The sequence below is a fragment of the Vibrio comitans genome, assembly GCA_024346835.1.
In the GTDB taxonomy this organism is placed as follows: domain Bacteria; phylum Pseudomonadota; class Gammaproteobacteria; order Enterobacterales; family Vibrionaceae; genus Vibrio; species Vibrio comitans.
In genome coordinates this window covers 380,239-401,172 of the sequence record AP024866.1, presented here as the reverse complement: position 1 = coordinate 401,172, position 20,934 = coordinate 380,239, and the positions used below count along the sequence as shown (strand labels likewise).

General features: G+C 43.8%; 20 protein-coding genes and 9 tRNA genes. 22 read left to right on the top strand and 7 right to left on the bottom strand.

The genetic code is table 11. From position 1 onward, the window contains the following. Positions 1-2: 2 nt before the first annotated feature. Positions 3-1,106, bottom strand: coding sequence for a PilT/PilU family type 4a pilus ATPase (locus OCU46_RS01940; RefSeq protein WP_141273165.1), 1,104 nt, complete (start codon positions 1,104-1,106; stop codon positions 3-5). A 29-nt stretch (positions 1,107-1,135) separates the two neighbouring features. Further along, entirely contained in the window at positions 1,136-2,182 is a 1,047-nt protein-coding gene (locus OCU46_RS01935; protein WP_141273163.1) for a type IV pilus twitching motility protein PilT, read from the bottom strand. Between the two features lie 24 nt (positions 2,183-2,206). Here OCU46_RS01935 and OCU46_RS01930 point away from each other — a divergent pair, with 24 nt between their 5' ends. The 6 genes from OCU46_RS01930 to hemW are packed head-to-tail and all read left to right on the top strand — an operon-like array spanning position 2,207 to position 6,617. Beyond that, entirely contained in the window at positions 2,207-2,917 is a 711-nt protein-coding gene (locus OCU46_RS01930; protein ID WP_141273161.1) for a YggS family pyridoxal phosphate-dependent enzyme, read from the top strand. Positions 2,918-2,945: 28 nt separating this feature from the next. Beyond that, a complete protein-coding gene (gene proC, locus OCU46_RS01925) occupies positions 2,946-3,770 on the top strand; it encodes a pyrroline-5-carboxylate reductase (RefSeq protein ID WP_141273159.1) in 825 nt (274 codons plus the stop codon). 18 nt (positions 3,771-3,788) lie between these two features. Beyond that, a complete protein-coding gene (locus OCU46_RS01920; RefSeq protein WP_141273157.1) occupies positions 3,789-4,358 on the top strand; it encodes a YggT family protein in 570 nt (189 codons plus the stop codon). A gap of 27 nt (positions 4,359-4,385) precedes the next feature. Beyond that, positions 4,386-4,829, top strand: a complete 444-nt coding sequence (locus OCU46_RS01915) for a DUF4426 domain-containing protein (protein ID WP_141273155.1) — start codon at positions 4,386-4,388, stop codon at positions 4,827-4,829. A 4-nt stretch (positions 4,830-4,833) separates the two neighbouring features. Then, a complete protein-coding gene (locus OCU46_RS01910) occupies positions 4,834-5,439 on the top strand; it encodes an XTP/dITP diphosphatase (RefSeq protein ID WP_141273153.1) in 606 nt (201 codons plus the stop codon). Further along, complete coding sequence (gene hemW, locus OCU46_RS01905) at positions 5,436-6,617, top strand: radical SAM family heme chaperone HemW (RefSeq protein ID WP_141273151.1); 1,182 nt, start codon at positions 5,436-5,438, stop codon at positions 6,615-6,617. The genes OCU46_RS01910 and hemW overlap by 4 nt, the downstream gene beginning before the upstream one ends. A 30-nt stretch (positions 6,618-6,647) precedes the next feature. Here hemW and glsB read toward each other — a convergent pair whose 3' ends face one another. The 3 genes from glsB to trmB all read right to left on the bottom strand — a co-directional run bounded on the left by glsB (position 6,648) and on the right by trmB (position 9,473). Further along, positions 6,648-7,568: a glutaminase B gene (gene glsB / locus OCU46_RS01900; protein WP_141273149.1), complete on the bottom strand. Its 921-nt coding sequence runs from the start codon at positions 7,566-7,568 to the stop codon at positions 6,648-6,650. Positions 7,569-7,644: 76 nt separating this feature from the next. Continuing rightward, positions 7,645-8,676: a TRM11 family SAM-dependent methyltransferase gene (locus OCU46_RS01895; RefSeq protein ID WP_141273147.1), complete on the bottom strand. Its 1,032-nt coding sequence runs from the start codon at positions 8,674-8,676 to the stop codon at positions 7,645-7,647. 77 nt (positions 8,677-8,753) lie between these two features. Then, on the bottom strand, positions 8,754-9,473 hold the full coding sequence (gene trmB / locus OCU46_RS01890) for a tRNA (guanosine(46)-N7)-methyltransferase TrmB (protein WP_141273145.1): 720 nt from the start codon (positions 9,471-9,473) through the stop codon (positions 8,754-8,756). A gap of 208 nt (positions 9,474-9,681) precedes the next feature. Here trmB and mutY point away from each other — a divergent pair, with 208 nt between their 5' ends. The 12 genes from mutY (at position 9,682) to OCU46_RS01830 (ending at position 13,922) form a co-directional block, all read left to right on the top strand. Beyond that, positions 9,682-10,734, top strand: coding sequence for an A/G-specific adenine glycosylase (gene mutY, locus OCU46_RS01885; protein ID WP_141273143.1), 1,053 nt, complete (start codon positions 9,682-9,684; stop codon positions 10,732-10,734). A 9-nt stretch (positions 10,735-10,743) separates the two neighbouring features. Next, on the top strand, positions 10,744-11,016 hold the full coding sequence (locus OCU46_RS01880) for an oxidative damage protection protein (protein WP_141273141.1): 273 nt from the start codon (positions 10,744-10,746) through the stop codon (positions 11,014-11,016). 47 nt (positions 11,017-11,063) lie between these two features. Continuing rightward, complete coding sequence (gene mltC / locus OCU46_RS01875; RefSeq protein ID WP_141273139.1) at positions 11,064-12,203, top strand: membrane-bound lytic murein transglycosylase MltC; 1,140 nt, start codon at positions 11,064-11,066, stop codon at positions 12,201-12,203. Between the two features lie 104 nt (positions 12,204-12,307). Then, positions 12,308-12,383 (top strand) — tRNA-Phe (locus tag OCU46_RS01870). Positions 12,384-12,437: 54 nt separating this feature from the next. Continuing rightward, positions 12,438-12,513 (top strand) — tRNA-Thr (locus OCU46_RS01865). A gap of 8 nt (positions 12,514-12,521) precedes the next feature. Further along, positions 12,522-12,597: transfer RNA gene (locus OCU46_RS01860), tRNA-Phe, on the top strand. Between the two features lie 38 nt (positions 12,598-12,635). Beyond that, positions 12,636-12,711, top strand: a tRNA-Asn gene (locus OCU46_RS01855). 711 nt (positions 12,712-13,422) lie between these two features. Further along, a tRNA-Phe gene (locus tag OCU46_RS01850) sits at positions 13,423-13,498 on the top strand. A 46-nt stretch (positions 13,499-13,544) separates the two neighbouring features. Continuing rightward, positions 13,545-13,620: transfer RNA gene (locus OCU46_RS01845), tRNA-Thr, on the top strand. 21 nt (positions 13,621-13,641) lie between these two features. Further along, positions 13,642-13,717, top strand: a tRNA-Asn gene (locus tag OCU46_RS01840). Between the two features lie 33 nt (positions 13,718-13,750). Further along, positions 13,751-13,826, top strand: a tRNA-Thr gene (locus OCU46_RS01835). A gap of 20 nt (positions 13,827-13,846) precedes the next feature. Beyond that, positions 13,847-13,922: transfer RNA gene (locus OCU46_RS01830), tRNA-Asn, on the top strand. Between the two features lie 252 nt (positions 13,923-14,174). Here the strand turns inward: OCU46_RS01830 and OCU46_RS01825 are convergent. After that, entirely contained in the window at positions 14,175-14,594 is a 420-nt protein-coding gene (locus OCU46_RS01825) for a VOC family protein (RefSeq protein WP_141273138.1), read from the bottom strand. Between the two features lie 593 nt (positions 14,595-15,187). On the opposite strand from OCU46_RS01825, the gene OCU46_RS01820 reads away from it, so the two are divergent. From OCU46_RS01820 to OCU46_RS01810, 3 genes are all read left to right on the top strand, one after another. Then, positions 15,188-17,074, top strand: coding sequence for a PTS mannitol transporter subunit IICBA (locus OCU46_RS01820; RefSeq protein WP_141273136.1), 1,887 nt, complete (start codon positions 15,188-15,190; stop codon positions 17,072-17,074). A 100-nt stretch (positions 17,075-17,174) separates the two neighbouring features. Further along, positions 17,175-18,323, top strand: a complete 1,149-nt coding sequence (locus OCU46_RS01815) for a mannitol-1-phosphate 5-dehydrogenase (protein WP_141273134.1) — start codon at positions 17,175-17,177, stop codon at positions 18,321-18,323. Between the two features lie 65 nt (positions 18,324-18,388). After that, a complete protein-coding gene (locus OCU46_RS01810) occupies positions 18,389-18,925 on the top strand; it encodes an MltR family transcriptional regulator (RefSeq protein WP_141273132.1) in 537 nt (178 codons plus the stop codon). Positions 18,926-18,989: 64 nt separating this feature from the next. Here the strand turns inward: OCU46_RS01810 and nagB are convergent, their stop codons facing one another. Next, positions 18,990-19,790, bottom strand: coding sequence for a glucosamine-6-phosphate deaminase (gene nagB / locus OCU46_RS01805; RefSeq protein WP_141273130.1), 801 nt, complete (start codon positions 19,788-19,790; stop codon positions 18,990-18,992). A 346-nt stretch (positions 19,791-20,136) separates the two neighbouring features. Here nagB and OCU46_RS01800 point away from each other — a divergent pair, with 346 nt between their 5' ends. Continuing rightward, on the top strand, positions 20,137-20,904 hold the full coding sequence (locus tag OCU46_RS01800; RefSeq protein ID WP_141273128.1) for a DeoR/GlpR family DNA-binding transcription regulator: 768 nt from the start codon (positions 20,137-20,139) through the stop codon (positions 20,902-20,904). The last annotated feature ends 30 nt before the right edge of the window (positions 20,905-20,934 follow it).

Sequence of the window (20,934 nt, the reverse complement as noted above, 5' to 3'; positions counted from 1 at the left end):
CCTCACCCCATATCAATTTTAATATCATCTAACGGGCCACTACTGCTCGTCCCCTGATGATTTTTTAGCATCAAGCGCAGGTCATTTGCAGAATCTGCGCTTCGCAAAGCCTCTTCCTCACTGACCTTACCCTGCACCACTAAATCAAACAGCGATTGATCAAAGGTACATATTCCTTCTTGCTTGGTCTTCGCCATGTAATTCTTGATCTCTGCGATCTCTCCCTGACGAACAAGATCCGAAGCCCTAGGTGTCACCAATAAGATCTCTAGTGCAATATGACGCCCACTATCATCTTTTGCTTTCAGCAATTGCTGACCTACGATCCCTTTCAGGTTAAGAGAGAGGTCTAATAAAAAGTGCTCTCGTTGAGCTTGGGGGACTAAATGTAAAATCCGTTCAAGTGCTTGATTAGCATTGTTTGCATGCAAGGTTGCAACGCACAGGTGACCAGTTTCCGCAAAGGTCATGGCATAACGCATAGTTTCAGGCGTTCGAATCTCCCCAATGACAATCATATCTGGCGCTTGTCGTAGAGAGTTCTTTAGTGCAATTTCATAGCTCTCGGTATCTAACCCAACCTCACGCTGCGTGACTATGCTATTTTGATGTTGATGCACAAACTCTATAGGGTCTTCTACCGTAAGAATATGCCCTCGCTGGTGTTGATTTCTATGCCCGACCATAGCAGCCAAAGTTGTGGATTTTCCTGATCCCGTAGCACCAACCACCAGCACTAAGCCACGCTTTACCATAGCGAGATCTTTCAACGTATCAGGCAAGCCAAGCTCATCAAAAGACGGAATATTGGTTTCAATATGACGAATAACGGCACCGGGAAGATCTCGCTGAAAGAAAGCACTGACCCTAAAGCGTCCTGATTCACTTTCTATGGCAAAGTTTGCCTCTCGAATGGCGCGATATTCTTTGCGCCTATCGTTATCCATGATGCTATCAAGAATAGCGGTCACCCCTGACTGATGTAGCTTTTCCCCAAAAGGCTGAAGCTCTCCATCAACTCGAAACATACAAGGAGAATCTACGGTGATATACAGATCCGATGCCTTATGCTCTATCATCGCATCTAGCAGTTCTTTTAATTCCATGGTCTTCCCCTTATCTGTTTCGCCAGCAATTAAAAGCCTGTACCTAAGCCAGTTTGTATTTCTACTTTGGCCTCAGCTTCTTCTCGGCTAACTAGGTTTTGTTGCATCAGTTGATTTACCGACTGCTCCATCGTTCTCATGCCTTGAGCCGCGCCAGTTTGGATAATTGAGTACATCTGCGCCACCTTATCTTCCCGAACAAGGTTTCGAATAGCTGGGTTCGCTAACATGATCTCATGACATGCCACTCGCCCTCCTCCAATACGCTTTAGAAGTTTTTGTGCGATAACGGCGCGCAGTGATTCCGACAACATAGAACGGACCATGTTTTTATCACCCGCAGGAAATACATCAATAATACGGTCTATGGTTTTTGCTGCAGAACTCGTGTGTAGAGTGCCAAAAACTAAATGCCCCGTTTCTGCTGCGGTTAGGGCAAGGCTTATGGTTTCTTGGTCACGAAGCTCCCCCACCAAAATCACATCAGGGTCTTCACGTAATGCTGAGCGAAGTGCGGCTTTAAAGCTATGTGTATCACGATGCACTTCCCTTTGGTTAATCAGACACTTTGAGCTTTGATGGACAAACTCAATAGGATCTTCAATGGTTAAGATATGCTTGTTGTGATGACGATTAATGTAGTCAACCATGGCTGCTAGGGTGGTTGATTTACCCGACCCCGTAGGTCCAGTGACTAAGACTAGCCCCTTCTCATAATTGGCTATTTTTTCAAATATTGGAGGGCAATCAAGTTGCTCAAGAGTTGGAATGGTTGTGGGTATGGTTCGGAACACCGCAGAAGCGCCACGACTTTGGTTGAAGGCATTAACCCTAAAACGGCCAACGCCACCCAGTTCAATTGAGAAATCTAACTCTAGATTTGATTCAAACTCACTTCGCTGCGCATCATCCATAATGTCGAAGATAAGATCGTGTACCTCAGCTTCACTAAATTCAGGCATTTCCAAGCGTCTCACATCGCCATCAATCCTTACCATTGGCGGTAGTCCCGATGAAAGATGTAGATCTGAGGCATTATGCTTTACACTAAAGCGAAGCAATTCGGTGATATCCATAAAATTTCCTGTTAAGTCAAAACTATGCAGACAATCCAATCAAATTTAGAACATATTCATCAGCAGATTAAAGAGTCTGAACGTAAGTTTGGGCGCGCAACTGATTCCGTGCAACTTCTTGCAGTAAGTAAAACCAAGCCCAACCAGGCAATTGTAGATGCTTGTATTGCAGGTCAGTGCCAATTTGGCGAGAACTACGTGCAAGAAGGCGTTGAAAAAGTTCAATACTTTCAAGAACATCATAGCGACTTCGACATAGAATGGCACTTTATTGGACCAATACAATCCAATAAAACACGCCCTATTAGTGAGAACTTCGACTGGGTTCACTCTATTGATAGAGCTAAAATTGCACAGCGCCTTAATGACCAAAGGCCTGATGGTAAAGAGCCATTGCAGGTACTCATCCAAGTCAATACCAGTGGTGAAGCAAGTAAGTCCGGCATTTCCGCTCAGCAAGCATTGGAGTTAGCCGCTTCTATTGACTCACTACCAAACCTCAACTTGCGCGGATTAATGTCCATTCCCGCAGCTGTTGCAAGTTATGAGGAACAACTGCAGGCGTTTAATCAGCTCAAAGACTTGTTTGAAGCAATTAAAGCCCAATATCCTCAAGTAGATACCTTATCTATGGGCATGAGCGGTGATATGGAAGCCGCCATCGAAGCCGGTAGCACTATGGTTCGTATCGGCACTGCCATTTTCGGTGCGCGAGACTATTCAAATAAACAGTAAGTTAAACAAACAATAAGGGACAGAGCTCTTGGCAAATTCAGCACGTAAAATCGCCTTTATTGGTTCAGGCAATATGGCTAGCTCCATCATTGCGGGGCTTTTAGACAGCGGTTATCCAACTAATGCATTAACAGCAACCGCTCCTTCGCAGCAAAGCCGTGACAGAATGAGCCAACGCTTTTCCATTAGCGCGACAGCAGACAACCGAGCTGCAGTCACTCAAGCGGATGTGATAGTACTCTCCGTCAAGCCACAGATTATGTCTGAAGTATTGGCGGAGCTTTCTGATATCGACTTTAGTAACAAGTTACTGATCTCTATTGCTGCTGGCATTACGATTCCTAGATTGCAATCAATGCTAGGGCAAGATGCTGACTTTGTGCGTGTAATGCCAAATACCCCGTCTTTACTTGGACTTGGTATGAGTGGCCTTTATGCGCCAGAACAGATCAGTAAAGAAGACAAAACCTTTGCTGGTGAGTTAATGCAGGCAGTAGGTAAAATCTGCTGGGTGGATTCAGAATCTCAAATTAATTCCATTATTGCAGCAGCAGGAAGCTCGCCTGCTTACTTCTTCTTGTTTATGGAAGCCATGCAGCAAGAAGCCATCGCACAAGGTTTTGATAAAGAGACCGCGCGCATGCTTGTACAACAATCTGCAATCGGCGCTGCGCAAATGGTCGCTGAAAACCCAGAGTTGGAACTCGCAACTCTTCGCCAGCAAGTGACTTCGAAGGGTGGTACCACCGCTGAGGCCATTGCCACATTTAATCAACACCAGCTCTCTGACACCGTTGCTAATGCCATGCAGGCTGCAGTAAAGCGTGCCGAAGAGATGGAATCCCTTTTTTAACCTCATCAAGGATTTGTAATGAATTCAATGCAGTTTTTAGTGACGACCTTTTTTGATCTCTACATCATGGTTGTCATCCTTAGAATCTGGTTACAAGCAGCTCGCGCTGACTTCTATAACCCGTTCTCTCAATTTATTGTCAAAGCGACCCAACCGGTATTAAAGCCTTTGCGTCGCGTTATTCCCTCTATTGGTAATATCGACTTAGCCACTCTGACCTTTGCTTATGCGTTATGTGTACTGAAGTTTGTACTTCTAATGTTGATGGCATCAAATGGTGCTGTAGGCTTTAGTCCAGATCTTCTGATCATTGGTTTACTTGCCCTAATTAAGGCTGGCGGTAAGTTGTTGTTCTGGGTGCTTCTACTTCGCGCAATCCTTAGCTGGGTTAGCCAAGGTCGTAGCCCAATCGAATACGTATTCCATCAATTGACTGAGCCTATGCTAGCGCCGATTCGTCGCATCATTCCAGCGATGGGCGGACTAGACTTAAGCGTACTGGTGCTATTCATTGCATTGCAGTTTGCTAACTTCTTAATGGGCGACCTCACCAGCAGCCTATTTGGTCCAATTTGGTACGGGCTGTAACGCTCAAACATGATTTCAGGGGTAAGGATGACAAAGCTACTCAAAACCGCACTATGCACACTATTGATGGCCGGATTTGCCATGCCTACTTGGGCTGAGCAGTTTGTGCGGATGAAAGATATTGAATTGCACTACTCTGCATTTAATTCCACATTCATCGCCCCTGCAATTGCAACAGAGTTGAAATTAAAGAGAAACGCCAACGTTGCTCTGATCAACATCAGTGCCCTTGATCTCTATAGCGTTGGCAAAAAGCCGACACAAGTGACACTTAAAGGCACAGCGAAAAACCTCGTTGGCAATACTCGAACCCTAGAGTTTCGAGAGATCACTCAAGGCGAGGCTATCTACTATCTAGCTGAATTGCCAATAACAGAGAATGAAACCTTTCGCTTTGAGATAAAAGCGGATGCTGGCTCTAAGGGCAGTGGCATTCTCAGATTTAACCAAACTTTCCATATTCAGGAGTAATCCTTTGTCTGCAAAAAATAAACTAGTGCTTGCTACCGGAAACCAAGGCAAGGTACGTGAAATGGCGAACCTGCTTTCTGACTTTGGCTTTGAGGTGCACGCTCAAAGTGAATATCAAGTCTCAGATGTAGCAGAAACAGGCACAACCTTTATTGAGAACGCAATCATCAAGGCTCGCCACGCAGCCCAAGAAACGGGTCTACCTGCTATTGCTGACGATTCAGGATTAGAGGTCGACTTTCTTAACGGCGCACCTGGCATTTACTCTGCACGTTTTGCTGGCGAAGGAGCAACTGACCAGCAAAACCTCGACAAGCTATTAGATCAGCTAGATGGTGTTGCCGAAAAACAACGCAGTGCGCGCTTTCACTGTGTGCTGGTTTACATGCGCCATGCAAACGACCCTACCCCTATCGTTTGCCATGGAAAATGGGAAGGACGCATTTTAACTAAAGCCCACGGCGAAAATGGCTTTGGTTATGATCCTGTATTTTATGTTCCAGAAGATGATTGTGCCTCTGCAGAATTGGCACCAGAGCGTAAAAAGCAGCTTTCTCATCGAGGCAAGGCTTTAAATGAGCTGTTCCAACAGCTAAAACAGGCTTTATGAGCAAGCTAATACCACCCGCGCTGGGCCTTTATATTCACATACCTTGGTGTGTGCAAAAGTGCCCTTATTGCGATTTCAACTCCCACGCGTTGAAAGGAGATATCCCTGAAGAGTTGTATATTGATGCACTTCTTGAGGATCTAGATAGCGATATCGGTAAATATGCGGATTCTGTTGGTGAAAGAGTACTTACTTCCATCTTTATTGGTGGCGGTACGCCGAGCCTAATCTCTCCGCAGCAAATTGCACGCTTACTCAATGGTGTGGAGCAGCGCATCCCCTTCTCTGAAGGTATAGAGATCACCATGGAGGCGAACCCTGGCACGATTGAAGCTGAGCGATTTGCTCAGTATGTCGAGGCCGGAGTGACACGTATCTCCATAGGCGTGCAAAGCTTTGAGCAACAAAAGCTAGAGCGATTAGGTCGTATACACGGTAAAGATGAAGCCGTAAACGCTGCCAAACTAGCGCACAGTATTGGTCTGAATAGCTTCAATCTAGACCTTATGCACGGCCTTCCTGAACAAAGTATTGAGCAAGCACTGGATGATTTGGATAAAGCCATTGAGCTCGCTCCGCCGCACCTATCTTGGTATCAGCTCACCATTGAGCCCAACACTCTGTTCTACTACAAAACGCCGACACTGCCTGATGATGATGATCTTTGGGATATCTTCGAAAGAGGGCATGAGAAGCTAAATGCAGCTGGGTATGTACAATATGAAATATCTGGATACAGCAAGCCTGGTTACCAGTGTCAGCACAACCTCAACTACTGGCGCTTTGGTGATTACCTAGGTATCGGCTGTGGCTCACATGGCAAGCTTAGCTTTACAGATGGACGCATTGTTCGCACTACCAAGACAAAGCACCCTAGAGGCTATCTAGCAAGCTATCAGAACATGGTGAAGCCGTATTTAGATACAGAACACCTCGTTGCCGATGAAGACCGTCCATTTGAGTTCTTTATGAACCGCTTTCGATTGATCGAAGCGTGCCCTAAACAGGATTTTGTGGACACAACGGGACTGCCGCTTAGCACTATCCAGCCCACTATCGACTGGGCAATAGAAAAGTCTTACTTAAGTGAAACTCAAACTCACTGGCAAATTACCCACAAAGGAAAGCTATTTCTGAATGATTTGCTTGAAGCCTTCATGGCTGAAGAAGATGAATAGACTAGACCTCTCCATGTGAGAGGTCTTTTTTTAGAAGATAGAACGGCCAATGCGCTCAGACAAAAGCTCTAAGGCCCGTGTGCCTGCCAATGAGTTACCTGATGCATCAAGCTCTGGCGACCATACTGCAATAGTCATATCACCAGGCACAATTGCAATGATGCCCCCACCAACACCAGACTTACCAGGCATACCAACTCGATAGGCAAATTCACCTGCTCCATCATACAAACCACAAGTAGCCAGTAGGGCATTTAGCTGCTTACTTTGAGTCTTTGATACAACACGCTTACCAGTTCTAACCGAGATACCTTGGTTGGACAAGTAACTAAAGGTTTTCGCTAAATCGACGCAGCTCATTTTAAGGGCGCAGGCGGTAAAGTAATTCTCCAATACCGGAATTACCTCACTGTTAAAATTGCCAAAAGAACGCATCAAATAGGCAATCGCTGCGTTACGATCCCCATGCATCATCTCCGAAGCAGCAACCACCTTGTCATAGACAATATGCGTGTCACCAGACAATTGACGGACGAACTCAAGAAGATACTGCCTTGGTGCGGATAAACGGCAATTAAGAAGATCCGCTACCACGATAGCACCTGCATTGATAAAGGGATTGCGAGGAATACCCTGCTCCATTTCCAACTGAATCATGGAATTAAATGCTTGGCCAGAGGGCTCTTTTCCTACCCGAGTCCAAATGTCTTGCTGCTCATATAGTCGCATGGCAAGAGTTAAACTAAGTGCTTTCGATATAGACTGGATAGAGAATGCCTCGTCCGCATCCCCAGCCTTAAAGACTTCACCGTCATTGGTGTATACCGCGATACCGAGTTTGGTATTGGGTACATTAGCGAGCGCAGGAATGTAGTTTGCAACTTTACCCTCACCTATCAAGGGAGCGACTTCCGATAGGATGTCTTGTAATAGTTCAGCTGTTGGTTTCATTTCTTACCTGCGTTATTCAAGGACAAAAAAGCCAACACTAGGTTGGCTTTATAGAAGTGTCTGTTTTAAAGCTAGTTTAAGGTTTAACAGCAATAAAGATATTACGGTTAATTGACTGGTCTACGCGGTGTAGGTATCCAGTGTACGGTTCTTTGTCTTGCACCTCAAAGCCTTGCTCGGCAAAAAGCTCTGCTAACTCTGTCCACTTTAAAGTGAACTCATTGAACGATAACACTATCGCTCCCTTTGGCTTCAATACACTCTTCCATGCAGGAAGGGCTTCTTCAATTAGCTCGAGAGGGCTTCGCGCCATCTTGGTGTCTTTAGCACTTTTGCTGCCATGCTGCACTCCATAAGGAAGGTCAGACACCATCACATCACAAGAGTTTTTCTTAATGATCTGATTCACAATACGAGTATCAGCTGCGTACAGCTTCATCGACTGACCAAGGTCGTTAACAAAGTCCTCTTTGCTTACAGCTGCATTAATCACAAACCCATCTGCAATCTTCTTACCCGCACTGCCAGTGCGCTTTTCCTTGGTCACTTTATGCTTATAACGACCATTTTTCATGTACTTAACGATAAAGGTTTGGATCTCTTGAACCCATTTGGCATTGATCTCAACACCCATAACATCCAGTCCTTGGATCAGACCTTCATATAGCGTTGTACCCTTGCCACACATAGGATCCATCAGACATTTTCGGGGACTATTGGTTTTAGCCGCACTCAAGCCTAAGTTAACCATCAATCGTGTAAACTGCTCATTAGTCTTGCCTGTATAACGCAAGATTTGGCTCATGCTTTCAGGGAAAGTATTGAATGCCTCAGGCTGAAGTGGTTTCAATAAGCCCGATTCTACAACTTGAAATATCGCATAGTAGATAGAAGATGAAGAGAGCCTTTTGAGTTGCTGTGCATCCAGCTCTTTTTCTGTTTCAAACACCAAAGCGGCAGGTAAACCAATATCCTTCTCCAAGACTTCATCGACGATGATATTCATAGAAGAAAGTATTGCCTTCAATTCTGAGCATGCAATCTTAACTGCGGTGTCAAAGTAGATACGGTTATGGCCTGGGTTAGCCAAGATAGCGTATTGAAACATCTAAAAACCTTATTCATATTTCTGAGTGTGGTAAAAACAAAAAGGAGCTACCCAGTAGCCCCTCATCGATATCAATATTAAGCAGTGCGCTTATATTTAATATCCCAGACACCGTGTCCAAGGCGATGACCTCGAGCCTCAAACTTCGTCAGAGGACGTTCGTCTGGGCGAGGGATATAGTCGCCATCAGTGGCGATGTTAGCAAAGCCTGGAGCCTGGTTCATAATCTCAATCATATGCTCTGCATAGTTTTCCCAGTCAGTCGCCATATGGAAAATACCAGTTTCCATTTGCAGCTTAGAACGAAGCATTTCAGCAAACTCAACCTGAACGATACGACGCTTGTGGTGACGCTTCTTATGCCATGGGTCAGGGAAGAACAGCTGAACGGTCTGTAAGCTACCATCAGGAATCATGTTCTCAAACACCTCGACGGCATCGTGACACATAACACGAAGGTTAGTGATACCCTCATCACGAGCAAGACCTAAACAAGCACCGACACCTGGGCGATGAACTTCGATACCGATGAAGTTCTTCTCTGGGGCAGCCTTCGCCATTTCAACTAACGAAGCGCCCATACCAAAGCCAATCTCAAGTACGATTGGGTTAGTATTACCAAATACCTCAGCCCAATTTAGCAATTCATTTTGATAATCGATGCCCATCGTTGGCCAGCAATCATTCAAAGCGGTTTCCTGACCTTTAGTCAATCGACCTTCTCGACGCACAAAACTGCGGATTTTTCTCACCAGTTTGCCATCTTCGGTATATTCGTTAGTCGTTACTTCGCTCATTTTGTTGCCTGTTCATCGATTAATCAAAGCGGGAATTATCCAAAGAAATCTTCATTACGCAAGTGCATAAATCATTTCAACGGTAAATTATTCCAATTTCTGTGCATATTGGGTGTATGTTGCGCTCAATCAGCACAACTTAGTTTTACTTAGCCTAACTATTATGGTGCAATTTCTAACCTTTGATGACTAATTTTGTGGGCTCTCAGTGACACCATTCGCAAATAAGATACTTACTTGGTACCAGCAATACGGTAGGAAACACCTTCCTTGGCAGCAAGATAAAACGGCTTACAAGGTATGGCTTTCAGAAATAATGCTTCAGCAGACGCAAGTAGCCACTGTCATCCCTTACTTTGAGCGCTTTATAGAGCAATTTCCCGATGTTGACTCGCTTGCTAAAGCTCATCTTGATGAGGTGTTGCACCTTTGGACAGGTCTCGGCTATTACGCAAGAGCCCGCAATTTGCACAAGAGCGCTCAGATCGTAGCTGATCAATATGGAGGCAACTTCCCATTAGATATTGACGAACTAAATGCCCTGCCAGGCATTGGCCGCTCTACTGCAGGAGCGATATTGTCATCAGTATTTAAACAGTCGCATCCTATCCTAGATGGTAATGTGAAACGGGTTCTTGCAAGGTGTAATGCCATTGATGGTTGGCCAGGCAAAAAGATCGTTGAAAATGCGTTGTGGGCAGTGGCAAGTGAGCATACACCTACCAAGCGAGTAGATGAATACAACCAAGCTATGATGGATATGGGTGCCATGGTTTGCACTCGCAGTAAACCCAAGTGTTCGTTGTGCCCTGTATCCAACCACTGCGTTGCTTTTAAGCAGCAAAATCAAACCGAGTATCCAGGTAAAAAACCAAAGAAAGATAAACCAACAAAACAAACTTGGTTTGTGATTCTTCACCATAAAAATGAAGTGTGGCTAGAACAAAGACCAGCATCAGGTATTTGGGGAGGTTTGCATTGCTTTCCAGAGCAGCCCAACGCCAATATTCAAGACTACTTACAGAGCTTAGGTTGCAGTGAGGCGGAAATTAACAATGCGAAAACGTTAATCGCGTTTAAACATACTTTCAGTCATTATCACCTAGATATTACGCCTGTATTGTTAAACCTAGAGCAACTTCCTAGCCTGGTAATGGAACAAAACCAAGGTCTTTGGTATAACTTGTCTCAACCACAGAAACTTGGGCTGGCTGCGCCGGTTAAGAACCTACTAGCCAACCTTAAGTATGATCTAACATAAGGAACACTCATGAGTCGCACAGTATTTTGCGAGCATCTAAAGAAGGATGCAGAAGGTCTGGATTTTCAACTGTATCCCGGTGAACTTGGCAAACGCATCTTCGACGGCATCTCTAAGGAAGCTTGGGGCATGTGGCAAAGCAAACAAACCATGCTAATCAACGAGAAAAAGTTGAACATGATGGATCCTGAACATCGAAAACTACTCGAAACAGAAATGGTTAACTTTTTGTTTGAGGGTAAAGACATCGTTATCGATGGCTATACGCCACCAAGTCAGTAATTCTATCGAGTGGCTTCTGCCACTCTTTTTTTTATTTTTGGATGCCAATGAAAAAGCTGCTCTATCTTGCCCTTCCCTTAATTCTTGCTGGTTGTAGTCGTGAATTTGTAGAAAAAATCTACGACGTAAACTATGAACCTACTAGTCGATTTGCGGCCAAAAATTTGGCACCTAAGCCCGGACAATTTGAAAAAGACACCGCGGCTCTAGACTCATTAATCAGTAGTTTTACTGGCGATATTGAGAAAAAATGGGGTAAGCAGCAGGTCAAAGTTGCAGGTAAAAGCAACTACGTGAAGTACATAGATAACTATGACAGTCGAGCTGAAGTTAACTTCTCCACAGGCAAGATCACGATCGAGACGGTGGCCTCCAATGATCCAAAAGCCCACTTAAAAACCGCGATCATCACGACTTTATTGACACCAGATGATCCTGCACACGTTGATCTTTTTTCCTCGACTAACATCAAACTTGAGGGAGAACCCTTTCTATATCAACAGGTTGTAGATCAAGAAGGTAAGCCAATTCAGTGGAACTGGCGAGCAAATAAGTTTGCAGACTACCTAATTGCAAACAAGATGAAGACCAGGAAAGTGGACTACAAAATAGCTCACTATGTAGAAATTCCTATGGTTGCTACGCACTCAGAAGTACGATCATATAAGTACGCAGATATTGTGCGAAGGGCTTCGCAGCGCTATGACATTCCAGAAGACTTGATCTACGCGATAATAAAAACTGAAAGTAGTTTTAATCCCTACGCTGTGAGTTGGGCGAATGCTTATGGACTTATGCAAGTGGTACCAAAAACTGCAGGCGCCGACGTATTTAAGCTGGTCAAAAAGAAGCCTGGCATCCCTACTCCAGAGTATTTGTTCAATCCTGAGAACAATATTGATACAGGTACGGCCTACTTCTACATTCTGAAAAACCGTTATTTGAAAGATGTGAACAATTTCTTATCGCTAGAGTACAGCATGATCTCTGCTTATAACGGTGGAACTGGTGGAGTATTGAACACCTTCGATCGAAACAGTCGTAGTAATGCGATGAAAAACTTAAATTCTTTGCAACCAAATCAAGTTTATTGGGCATTAACCAATAAACACAGTAACGCTGAAGCACGAAGATATTTAGAGAAGGTCACCAAATACAAGCGCGATTTTAACCAAGGAAAGGGATAATTTGAGCAATATGCTCAAATTAAAAGCAAACAACACGCTTTTTGAAAAAAAACCAAAAAACAGGTTGACGAATTCCTCAAAAATACGTTTAATAGCGCTCCGTTGCCCGGATAGCTCAGTCGGTAGAGCAGAGGATTGAAAATCCTCGTGTCGGTGGTTCGATTCCGCCTCCGGGCACCACAATTTGATTGTTGGTGTTCAAGTAACGTCAACATTGCACAAAGAATAAAGTGTGCCGACTTAGCTCAGTAGGTAGAGCAACTGACTTGTAATCAGTAGGTCACCAGTTCGATTCCGGTAGTCGGCACCATTCTTTATGCCTCGATAGCTCAGTTGGTAGAGCAGCGGATTGAAAATCCGCGTGTCGGTGGTTCGACTCCGCCTCGAGGCACCATTATTTGGTGCTGAATGTGAAAACATTGCACAAATAATTCCCCTTTAGTTCAGTTGGTAGAACGGCGGACTGTTAATCCGTATGTCGCAAGTTCAAGTCTTGCAAGGGGAGCCACATTACAAGCCCTAGTCTTCGGACTGGGGCTTTTTTGTATCTGAAAAACTTTGTGAACGATGAATATGTCGCACCCAGTTGGTCGGCCTGTTCGAGCCCCGCAGGGGAACTACATTATAAGCCTTAGTCTTTGAACTAGTTTCTTTTAAATCTTCAAGCTTTCTCATTACCGTCGTCTCCGAATAACTTTATAGAGACCTTTTCAACTGCTGAACTACTCAGATCCCCGATAAAACCACTCGGGGAAGACACCAGTTTCTCTTTGGACTCCATCTTGCTTGTGCCACCATTTTACCTTTGCCACCCAGGCTAACTACCAATCAGCAGAATCAGAGCACACATTGATATTTCAACAGTAGCCATACCTCCCTAGTTGAGCTCTTTCTACCCTTGAACTAAAAGAGCAACAATTCAGCACTCAAAAATTTATCTATCCGCTTATCTCTGAATATACTCTCAGTTAGCGATCAATAAGTTATTACTCAGTACGATCTCTGTATCATCATCACTAAGTCATAGGTTTATCAATCGCTACCCTATATGCGGTAACCAAAAAATGTAGCAATAAGAAAAGAATTAGTTATTAATTGGTGAAAAAAGTGCTCTTTTATACATAAAATGTACGCTTCGGACTAGAATTTCATCAAGTGGAATATTTTTTGCATTTTTTTGTTGACCTGAATAACGAAAAACCGTTTAATACCCCCCGTCGCCCGGATAGCTCAGTCGGTAGAGCAGAGGATTGAAAATCCTCGTGTCGGTGGTTCGATTCCGCCTCCGGGCACCACAATTTAATTGTTGGTGTCTTAGACATCAGTAAGAAATATAAGTGTGCCGACTTAGCTCAGTAGGTAGAGCAACTGACTTGTAATCAGTAGGTCACCAGTTCGATTCCGGTAGTCGGCACCATTTATTTACTTTAAAAGTAATTCCCCCTTAGTTCAGTTGGTAGAACGGCGGACTGTTAATCCGTATGTCGCAAGTTCAAGTCTTGCAGGGGGAGCCATTTTTCATCACTAGCTTATGCTATTGATACGGAGCCGACTTAGCTCAGTAGGTAGAGCAACTGACTTGTAATCAGTAGGTCACCAGTTCGATTCCGGTAGTCGGCACCATTTATTTGCTTAAAAGTAATTCCCCCTTAGTTCAGTTGGTAGAACGGCGGACTGTTAATCCGTATGTCGCAAGTTCAAGTCTTGCAGGGGGAGCCACATTATAAGCCCTAGTCTTCGGACTGGGGCTTTTTTGTATCTGAGAACAAGAACTTTGTGAACGATGCATATGTCGCAACCGGATGGCCGGCCCATTCAAGTATTACAAGCGAAACCACATTGTAAGCCCTAGTCTTCGGACTGGGGCTTTTCTGTATCTGAAGAATAAGAACTTTGTGAGCGATGAATATATCTAGTTCAGAATGAACTAGGGGAAAAATATTCCAAGTTGCCAATACAGGTATCAAACCACTATTGATTGTTAGCCCCTACATCATTCTGGCAATGGAGCATCCAACGGATACCAAATTTATCAACCAGCTGACCAAAGTGAGCACCCCAGAACATATCGGTTAGAGGCATAATCACCTGCCCCTCTTCTGCCAATGCATTAAATATCTCAGCCTGCTGGCTCATATCATCAAGCATTATAGACAGGGCTATAGGACCGTCTCTCTCTGTGCTTTTCAGGCCGTCTGACATCATCAGTGTAAAATGAGGGCATTTAAACTCAGCATGCATAATCCAATGAGGTTCAGCGCCTTCTATTACCTGTGGAGCGTCAGAGAAGAGTTGCTGCGAAACAACCTCACCAGAAAAAACATCACAATAAAAACCTAGGGCCTGTTCGCATTTCCCTGAGAAAAACAAATATGGAGTCAGTTGGCTCATACGCATACCTTGAGTGAGTTTGTCTGTATCTCAAAGCTAGGAGTGTCACGTGCAATGTTCAAGTCAGAGCGTCCATAAAATATTAATCACTCGACTATGAAGCAGTATCTTCCCTTCAATAAACAATAGTTCTACATGAGCTTGCTACTTCACACAGGTAAAGTGCAGCTCCTCACTTTTTAGCATGTCACACAGCCACAATGTAATTTAATTACAGAATGTTACTGCCAGCCCTAATCTGCGCATGAATCATACAAGTCACGCTTACAAACCAACCATCAATTCACCGTAATTATGTATTAAATACAAAAAATGAGATTTAAATCACAATAAATATTCTCTCTAAAGAGAATAAAGTGTGATCTAGATCGGAGTCAAATGAGAGTAAATCTCAATAAATTGCTTATGTAATTTATTGACACAGCTTTTATGTGATTCAGATCACTGTTAATTAATAGTACAAACAGAACTGGTGTGATATTTATCACGCTTTCTGGGTGAGCCGTGCGTTTTCAATTTTATGTGATAGATTTTTGTCAACGTTAAACAAAACAACACTGCCAACTGGCTCAAATAATAAACGAGGTCACTCTATGCTATCTCCCGAAGCTAAGATCAAAGTACAGAACTTTGGTCGTTTCCTCTCCAACATGGTTATGCCTAATATTGGGGCATTCATTGCTTGGGGTTTCATTACCGCCCTATTCATTCCAACAGGCTGGATTCCTAACGAAACGTTAGCAGCTATGGTTGGTCCTATGATCACCTACCTTCTACCGCTCTTAATCGGTTACACAGGTGGTAAAATGGTCGGTGGTGACCGTGGTGCAGTAGTAGGTGCAATCACTACTATGGGTGTCATCGTCGGTACTGACATCCCAATGTTCATGGGTGCAATGATCGTAGGTCCTTTAGGCGGCCTAGCAATCAAGAAATTTGACGCTGCAGTTCACGGTAAAGTGAAGAGCGGTTTTGAGATGTTGGTCAACAACTTCTCTGCTGGTATCGTTGGTATGATTTGTGCCATCCTAGCGTTCTTGGTGATTGGTCCTGCTGTTAAACTTCTATCTTCTGGCCTAGCAGCTGGTGTAGATGTAATGGTAAACGCTGGCCTACTTCCTTTAGCCTCTATTTTCGTAGAGCCTGCAAAGATCCTATTCCTAAACAACGCAATCAACCACGGTATCTTTACTCCACTAGGTGTACAGCAATCTGAAGAACTAGGTCGTTCAATCTTCTTCCTAATTGAAGCGAACCCAGGTCCAGGTCTTGGTCTACTTCTAGCTTACATGGTATTTGGTAAAGGCAATGCTAAGCAATCTGCCGCTGGTGCTTCTATTATCCACTTCTTTGGTGGTATCCACGAAATCTACTTCCCATACGTATTGATGAACCCTCGTCTAATCCTTGCTGTAATCGCAGGTGGTATGACGGGTGTATTCACTAACGTAGTATTTAGCTCAGGTCTAATTTCTCCAGCTTCACCGGGCTCTATCTTTGCAGTTCTAATCATGACACCTAAAGATTCATTCATCGGTGTAATTCTTTCTGTAGTCGCAGCAGCAGCGGTATCATTCCTTGTTGCATCGCTACTAATGAAAACTCAAGCTCAAACAGATGATGAAGAAGATTCTCTAGAGAAAGCTGCGAGCCAAATGAAAGACATGAAAGCGTCTTCTAAAGGCCAAGCTGCAAACGCTGATGTAAACATGTCAGCAGTAAAGAACATCATCGTAGCGTGTGACGCTGGTATGGGTTCAAGTGCAATGGGTGCAGGTCTACTGCGCAAAAAAGTTGAAGCTGCAGGTCTAGATATTTCAGTCACCAACTTAGCAATCAATAACTTACCGCAAGACGTCGATATCGTTGTAACACACAAAGATCTAACAGACCGTGCTCGCTCAGTGGTTGATAGTGCTTATCATATTTCACTGTCTAACTTCCTAGACGGCGCTGTATACGACAATCTAGTTGCACAGCTGCTAGAAGCTCAAGGTGCTTCAGAGGCTCCAGTAGCGGCTAAAGAAGAGCCAGCACAACAAGGTACATTGAAGCTATCAAACGATAATATCTTCCTAGGTATGCAAGCAAAGACTAAAGAAGAAGTCATCAAATTCGCTGGTGAGCAACTGGTTAAGCTTGGCAATGTTCGCCCTGAATATGTAGACGGCATGCTTGCTCGTGAAGAGCTTGTATCTACCTACCTAGGTGAGTCGATTGCTGTACCACATGGCACTATCGAAGCTAAACAGTATGTTGAAAGCACTGGCATCGTGTTCTGCCAATTCCCTGAAGGTATTCAGTGGGGTGAAGACGAAGATGATATTGCGAAGATGGTAATCGGTATCGCTGCACAAGGTGACGAACATATTCAAGTAATCACCGCTATCACGAATTCACTTGATGACGAAGAGGCTGTTGAACTGTTGAAGACTACATCTAACCCTCAAGATGTATTGAATATCCTCAACGGAAAGTAAAAGCTTTAAGTCACGCTCCTAAGTAAGTGACGAGGCCAGCTCCCCTTATTATGCTGGCCTCCTTTTTATTTTTATTAATTTCTATTGGTTAGGTACTGTTATGAAAGCTTTACATTTTGGCGCAGGTAACATTGGTCGTGGTTTTATCGGTAAGCTACTTGCTGATGCTGGTATCGCTGTGACATTTGCAGATGTAAATGAAACTGTAGTAAACGCTCTGATCGAGCGAAATGAGTATTCTGTTAAGGTTGTTGGCGCGGATTGTGTTGTAGACACCGTTTCAAACGTAACCGCAGTCAACTCAACTAGCCCTGAAGTTGTGAACTGCATTGCAGAGTCAGATATGGTGACAACTGCTGTAGGTCCAACGGTTCTTAACATCATCTCAAAGACCATCGCACAAGGCCTTGAGTTGCGTTTCTCACAAGGTAACGAAGCACCACTAAACATCATTGCTTGTGAAAACATGGTACGTGGTACTACTCAGCTTAAAGAAGCGGTTTACGGTCACCTAAGTGATGAAGTAAAAGCTAAAGCTGACCAATTTGTAGGTTTTGTTGATTCAGCAGTAGACCGTATCGTTCCACCAGCAGAAGAAGGTGAAACAGATCCACTAGCTGTAACTGTAGAAACCTTTAGTGAGTGGATTGTAGATCAAACTCAATTCAAGGGTGAGATTCCTAACATCCCAGGTATGGAATGTACTGATAACCTAATGGCATTTGTTGAGCGTAAACTATTTACTCTTAACACAGGTCACTTAATCACTGCGTACCTTGGTGTTCTTGCTGGTCACGAGACCATCAAAGACTCAATCGAAGATCCTGCAATTCTTGCTGAAGTAAAAGCGGCGATGGAAGAAAGTGGTGAGGTATTGATTCGTCGCTACGGCTTCGATCCAGAAGCTCACGCAGCTTACATTCAAAAGATTCTTGGTCGATTCGCTAACCCGTTCCTTCGAGATGAAGTTGATCGCGTAGGCCGTCAACCTATTCGTAAGCTAAGCCCTCAAGACCGTTTGATCAAACCGCTAAACGGGACTCTAGAGTACAATCTACCAAACAAACACCTACTAAAAGGCATCGCCGCTGCATTCCATTATAAGAATGACGACGATCCACAAGCTGTTGAACTTCAAGCTATGTTTGCAGAAAAAGGCTTTGCTGAGACATTAGCACACTACTCTGAGCTGAATGTTGATGCTGAAGTTGTTAAACTAGCGGAACAAGCTTACCTAGCGATTAAATGATCCAAACCAGAGGTGCCTCTTATGAGGCACCTTTTAATTTTAATCCCCACAATAATAAGAGTTATATGCCCATAACCCCTGAGCATGAAACAGAACTTCTTGAGGCCCTTTCTGAAGCAGAAAGCGCTCATGAGTGCCTGCTAACTGCTTTTGATGCATTAGACGATACCGTTGATGCATTGCTCAAAAGCATCTTATTCAAAGACGACTATGCGGTTAAATATGTGGTTGATCCCCTATTAACCAACGATGGTCCTTTAGGTGAAATTCAAGTAAGAACCAAGCTTTTGTTAGGGTTAGGAAGCATCTCCAAAGAAGTCTACGATGATATAGAAATCTTCATGACACTAAGGGAGTGGGCAAAAATTCAGGGAGAAGACGTCAGCTTCACAGAGGTTGATGTATTGTTTGAACTCAATAAGATCAACTCGATTAAGGGCATTATGCCACTTGAGTTTGATGCGACGCTGGCAGAAGGTATGAGTGGCGCCACGTTAGATATGTTTCTAACGCGACACTTCCAGAGAGTGCGCTCAACCCTAGTGCTGGCCATAACGGATATCATCAATAAACTCTGTCGAGAAAATGATTTAACCTCCTAACAAAAAACCACCTTGCGGTGGTTTTTTTATTCTCTGAAATCAAGCCTTATCAATCTAGCTAAGCTTATAGATCTTTGATGTTCTCAGCTTCTAGCTCGTTAAAGTACTTCACTGTTTTCACTTTAAGTTCTTGCTGTGCAGGCTCATCAGCAACGATTACAGCCTTATTGTGAAGCTGCAGAGCTGTCACGGTCCACATGTGGTTTACACTGCCTTCAACTGCCATCTGCAATGCTTGTGCTTTATTGTGGCCTAGAGAAAGAATCATCACTTCTTCAGCATCTAGCAAAGTAGCTACACCAATAGTGAGTGCGTATTTTGGCACTTGGTTGATGTCACCATCAAAGAAACGAGAGTTCGCAATACGAGTGTCTTCAGTTAGAGTCTTAATACGCGTGCGTGATGATAGAGATGAGCCTGGCTCATTGAAAGCAATGTGCCCATCAATACCAACACCACCCATGAATAGGTTAATCTTACCGTAAGACTTCATTTTAGCTTCATATGCCGCACAGTGAGCATCGATATCATCAGCTAAACCATCAAGCAGGTTGATGTTTTCTTCTTGAACATCAACATGATTAAAGAAGTTGTTGTACATGAAAGAACGATAAGACTCTGGATGCTCAGGATCGATGCCCACGTACTCATCCATGTTAAAGGTAACAACGTTCTTGAAGCTCACTTCACCCGCTTCATATAGTTCAATCAAAGCTTTGTAGGTGGTCAGTGGAGTACCACCAGTTGGTAGACCAAGTACAAATGGTCGCTCCGCTGTTGGTTGGAACTTGTTGATGCTTGCAACGATATGACGAGCAGCCCACTTACCTACTTTTTCAGCATTGCTTAACGGAATCAGTCTCATAACTTTACCTTTCTAATAATTTAGGGTTCTAATGTTTTTTTGTAGTGTAAAATAAGTAGTGGTTTTGTCCAACCCTTATTAGTGATTTTTTGACCTGGATCAGCCATAAGCAGCAGAACCTTAGCCTTTACTACCCAAAAAACGCCCTTTCACTACCTTTCCAAACGAAAGATATCAGCAATAAACCCATCAATAATTTTCAACGAGAATTATGCTTTTCAATTCATAAATAACAACAGCTTATATGTGGAGACATGCAACCCACTAGTTTCATGACTCTTTCGAAGTGTAGACATTTAAGTTTCGATGTGAAAGAATGCTCTCATCGAAACGAAAGAAATCGAATATGACTAAACGAAATACTCAAATTCGACGCAGTGCTATCGCCTCTCTTGTAGAAGAGCAAGGTGAAGTGACTGTTGAGGAACTAGCAAAGCGCTTTGATACGTCAGAAGTTACTATTCGTAAAGACCTCGCATCGTTAGAGCAAAGTGGCCAGCTACTGCGCCGCTATGGTGGCGCAGTCTCTATCCCAACAGAAACGGTAGCGGAAGAGCTCAATATACTGGTGTCAGAAGAGAAGCTATCTCTAGCATCAGTCGCCGCCTCCTTGGTTCGTGATCACAATCGAATATTAATCGATAGTGGCAGCACCACCGGTGCTCTTATTTCCAAGCTAAACACAAAGAAAGGCTTAGTCGTAATGACTAACTCATTAACCGCAGCTAATGCGCTCAATGAGCTAGAAAGCGAGCCTACCCTATTGATGACAGGTGGCACTTGGGATGCACATTCAGACTCTTTTCAAGGTCAAGTCGCCGAAGCGGCTCTGCGTTCATACGATTTTGACCAATTGTTTGTTGGCGCCGATGGTGTAGACCTTGAACGAGGTACGACTACCTTCAATGAACTCATTGGCTTAAGTCGTGTGATGGCAGAGGTCTCTCGCCAGGTCATCGTCATGATTGAGTCAGACAAGATTGGTCGTCGCATTCCTAACCTAGAACTAGCGTGGGATAGCATCGATATCGTAATTACCGATAAAAACCTATCTGACGAATACAAACAAATTATCGAATCAAAAGCTGTTCGCGTTATTCGAGCAGCCAACTAAATTTAAAACTACTATCGTCTTTGCTGTATG

Coding starts and splice junctions, on each gene's coding strand:
- OCU46_RS01940 (WP_141273165.1), bottom strand. CDS start 1,106: ATGGAATTAAAAGAACTGCTAGATGCGATGATAGAGCATAAGGCATCG.
- OCU46_RS01935 (WP_141273163.1), bottom strand. CDS start 2,182: ATGGATATCACCGAATTGCTTCGCTTTAGTGTAAAGCATAATGCCTCA.
- OCU46_RS01930 (WP_141273161.1), top strand. CDS start 2,207: ATGCAGACAATCCAATCAAATTTAGAACATATTCATCAGCAGATTAAA.
- OCU46_RS01920 (WP_141273157.1), top strand. CDS start 3,789: ATGAATTCAATGCAGTTTTTAGTGACGACCTTTTTTGATCTCTACATC.
- OCU46_RS01915 (WP_141273155.1), top strand. CDS start 4,386: ATGACAAAGCTACTCAAAACCGCACTATGCACACTATTGATGGCCGGA.
- hemW (WP_141273151.1), top strand. CDS start 5,436: ATGAGCAAGCTAATACCACCCGCGCTGGGCCTTTATATTCACATACCT.
- glsB (WP_141273149.1), bottom strand. CDS start 7,568: ATGAAACCAACAGCTGAACTATTACAAGACATCCTATCGGAAGTCGCT.
- OCU46_RS01895 (WP_141273147.1), bottom strand. CDS start 8,676: ATGTTTCAATACGCTATCTTGGCTAACCCAGGCCATAACCGTATCTAC.
- trmB (WP_141273145.1), bottom strand. CDS start 9,473: ATGAGCGAAGTAACGACTAACGAATATACCGAAGATGGCAAACTGGTG.
- OCU46_RS01880 (WP_141273141.1), top strand. CDS start 10,744: ATGAGTCGCACAGTATTTTGCGAGCATCTAAAGAAGGATGCAGAAGGT.
- mltC (WP_141273139.1), top strand. CDS start 11,064: ATGAAAAAGCTGCTCTATCTTGCCCTTCCCTTAATTCTTGCTGGTTGT.
- OCU46_RS01825 (WP_141273138.1), bottom strand. CDS start 14,594: ATGAGCCAACTGACTCCATATTTGTTTTTCTCAGGGAAATGCGAACAG.
- OCU46_RS01820 (WP_141273136.1), top strand. CDS start 15,188: ATGCTATCTCCCGAAGCTAAGATCAAAGTACAGAACTTTGGTCGTTTC.
- OCU46_RS01815 (WP_141273134.1), top strand. CDS start 17,175: ATGAAAGCTTTACATTTTGGCGCAGGTAACATTGGTCGTGGTTTTATC.
- OCU46_RS01810 (WP_141273132.1), top strand. CDS start 18,389: ATGCCCATAACCCCTGAGCATGAAACAGAACTTCTTGAGGCCCTTTCT.
- nagB (WP_141273130.1), bottom strand. CDS start 19,790: ATGAGACTGATTCCGTTAAGCAATGCTGAAAAAGTAGGTAAGTGGGCT.
- OCU46_RS01800 (WP_141273128.1), top strand. CDS start 20,137: ATGACTAAACGAAATACTCAAATTCGACGCAGTGCTATCGCCTCTCTT.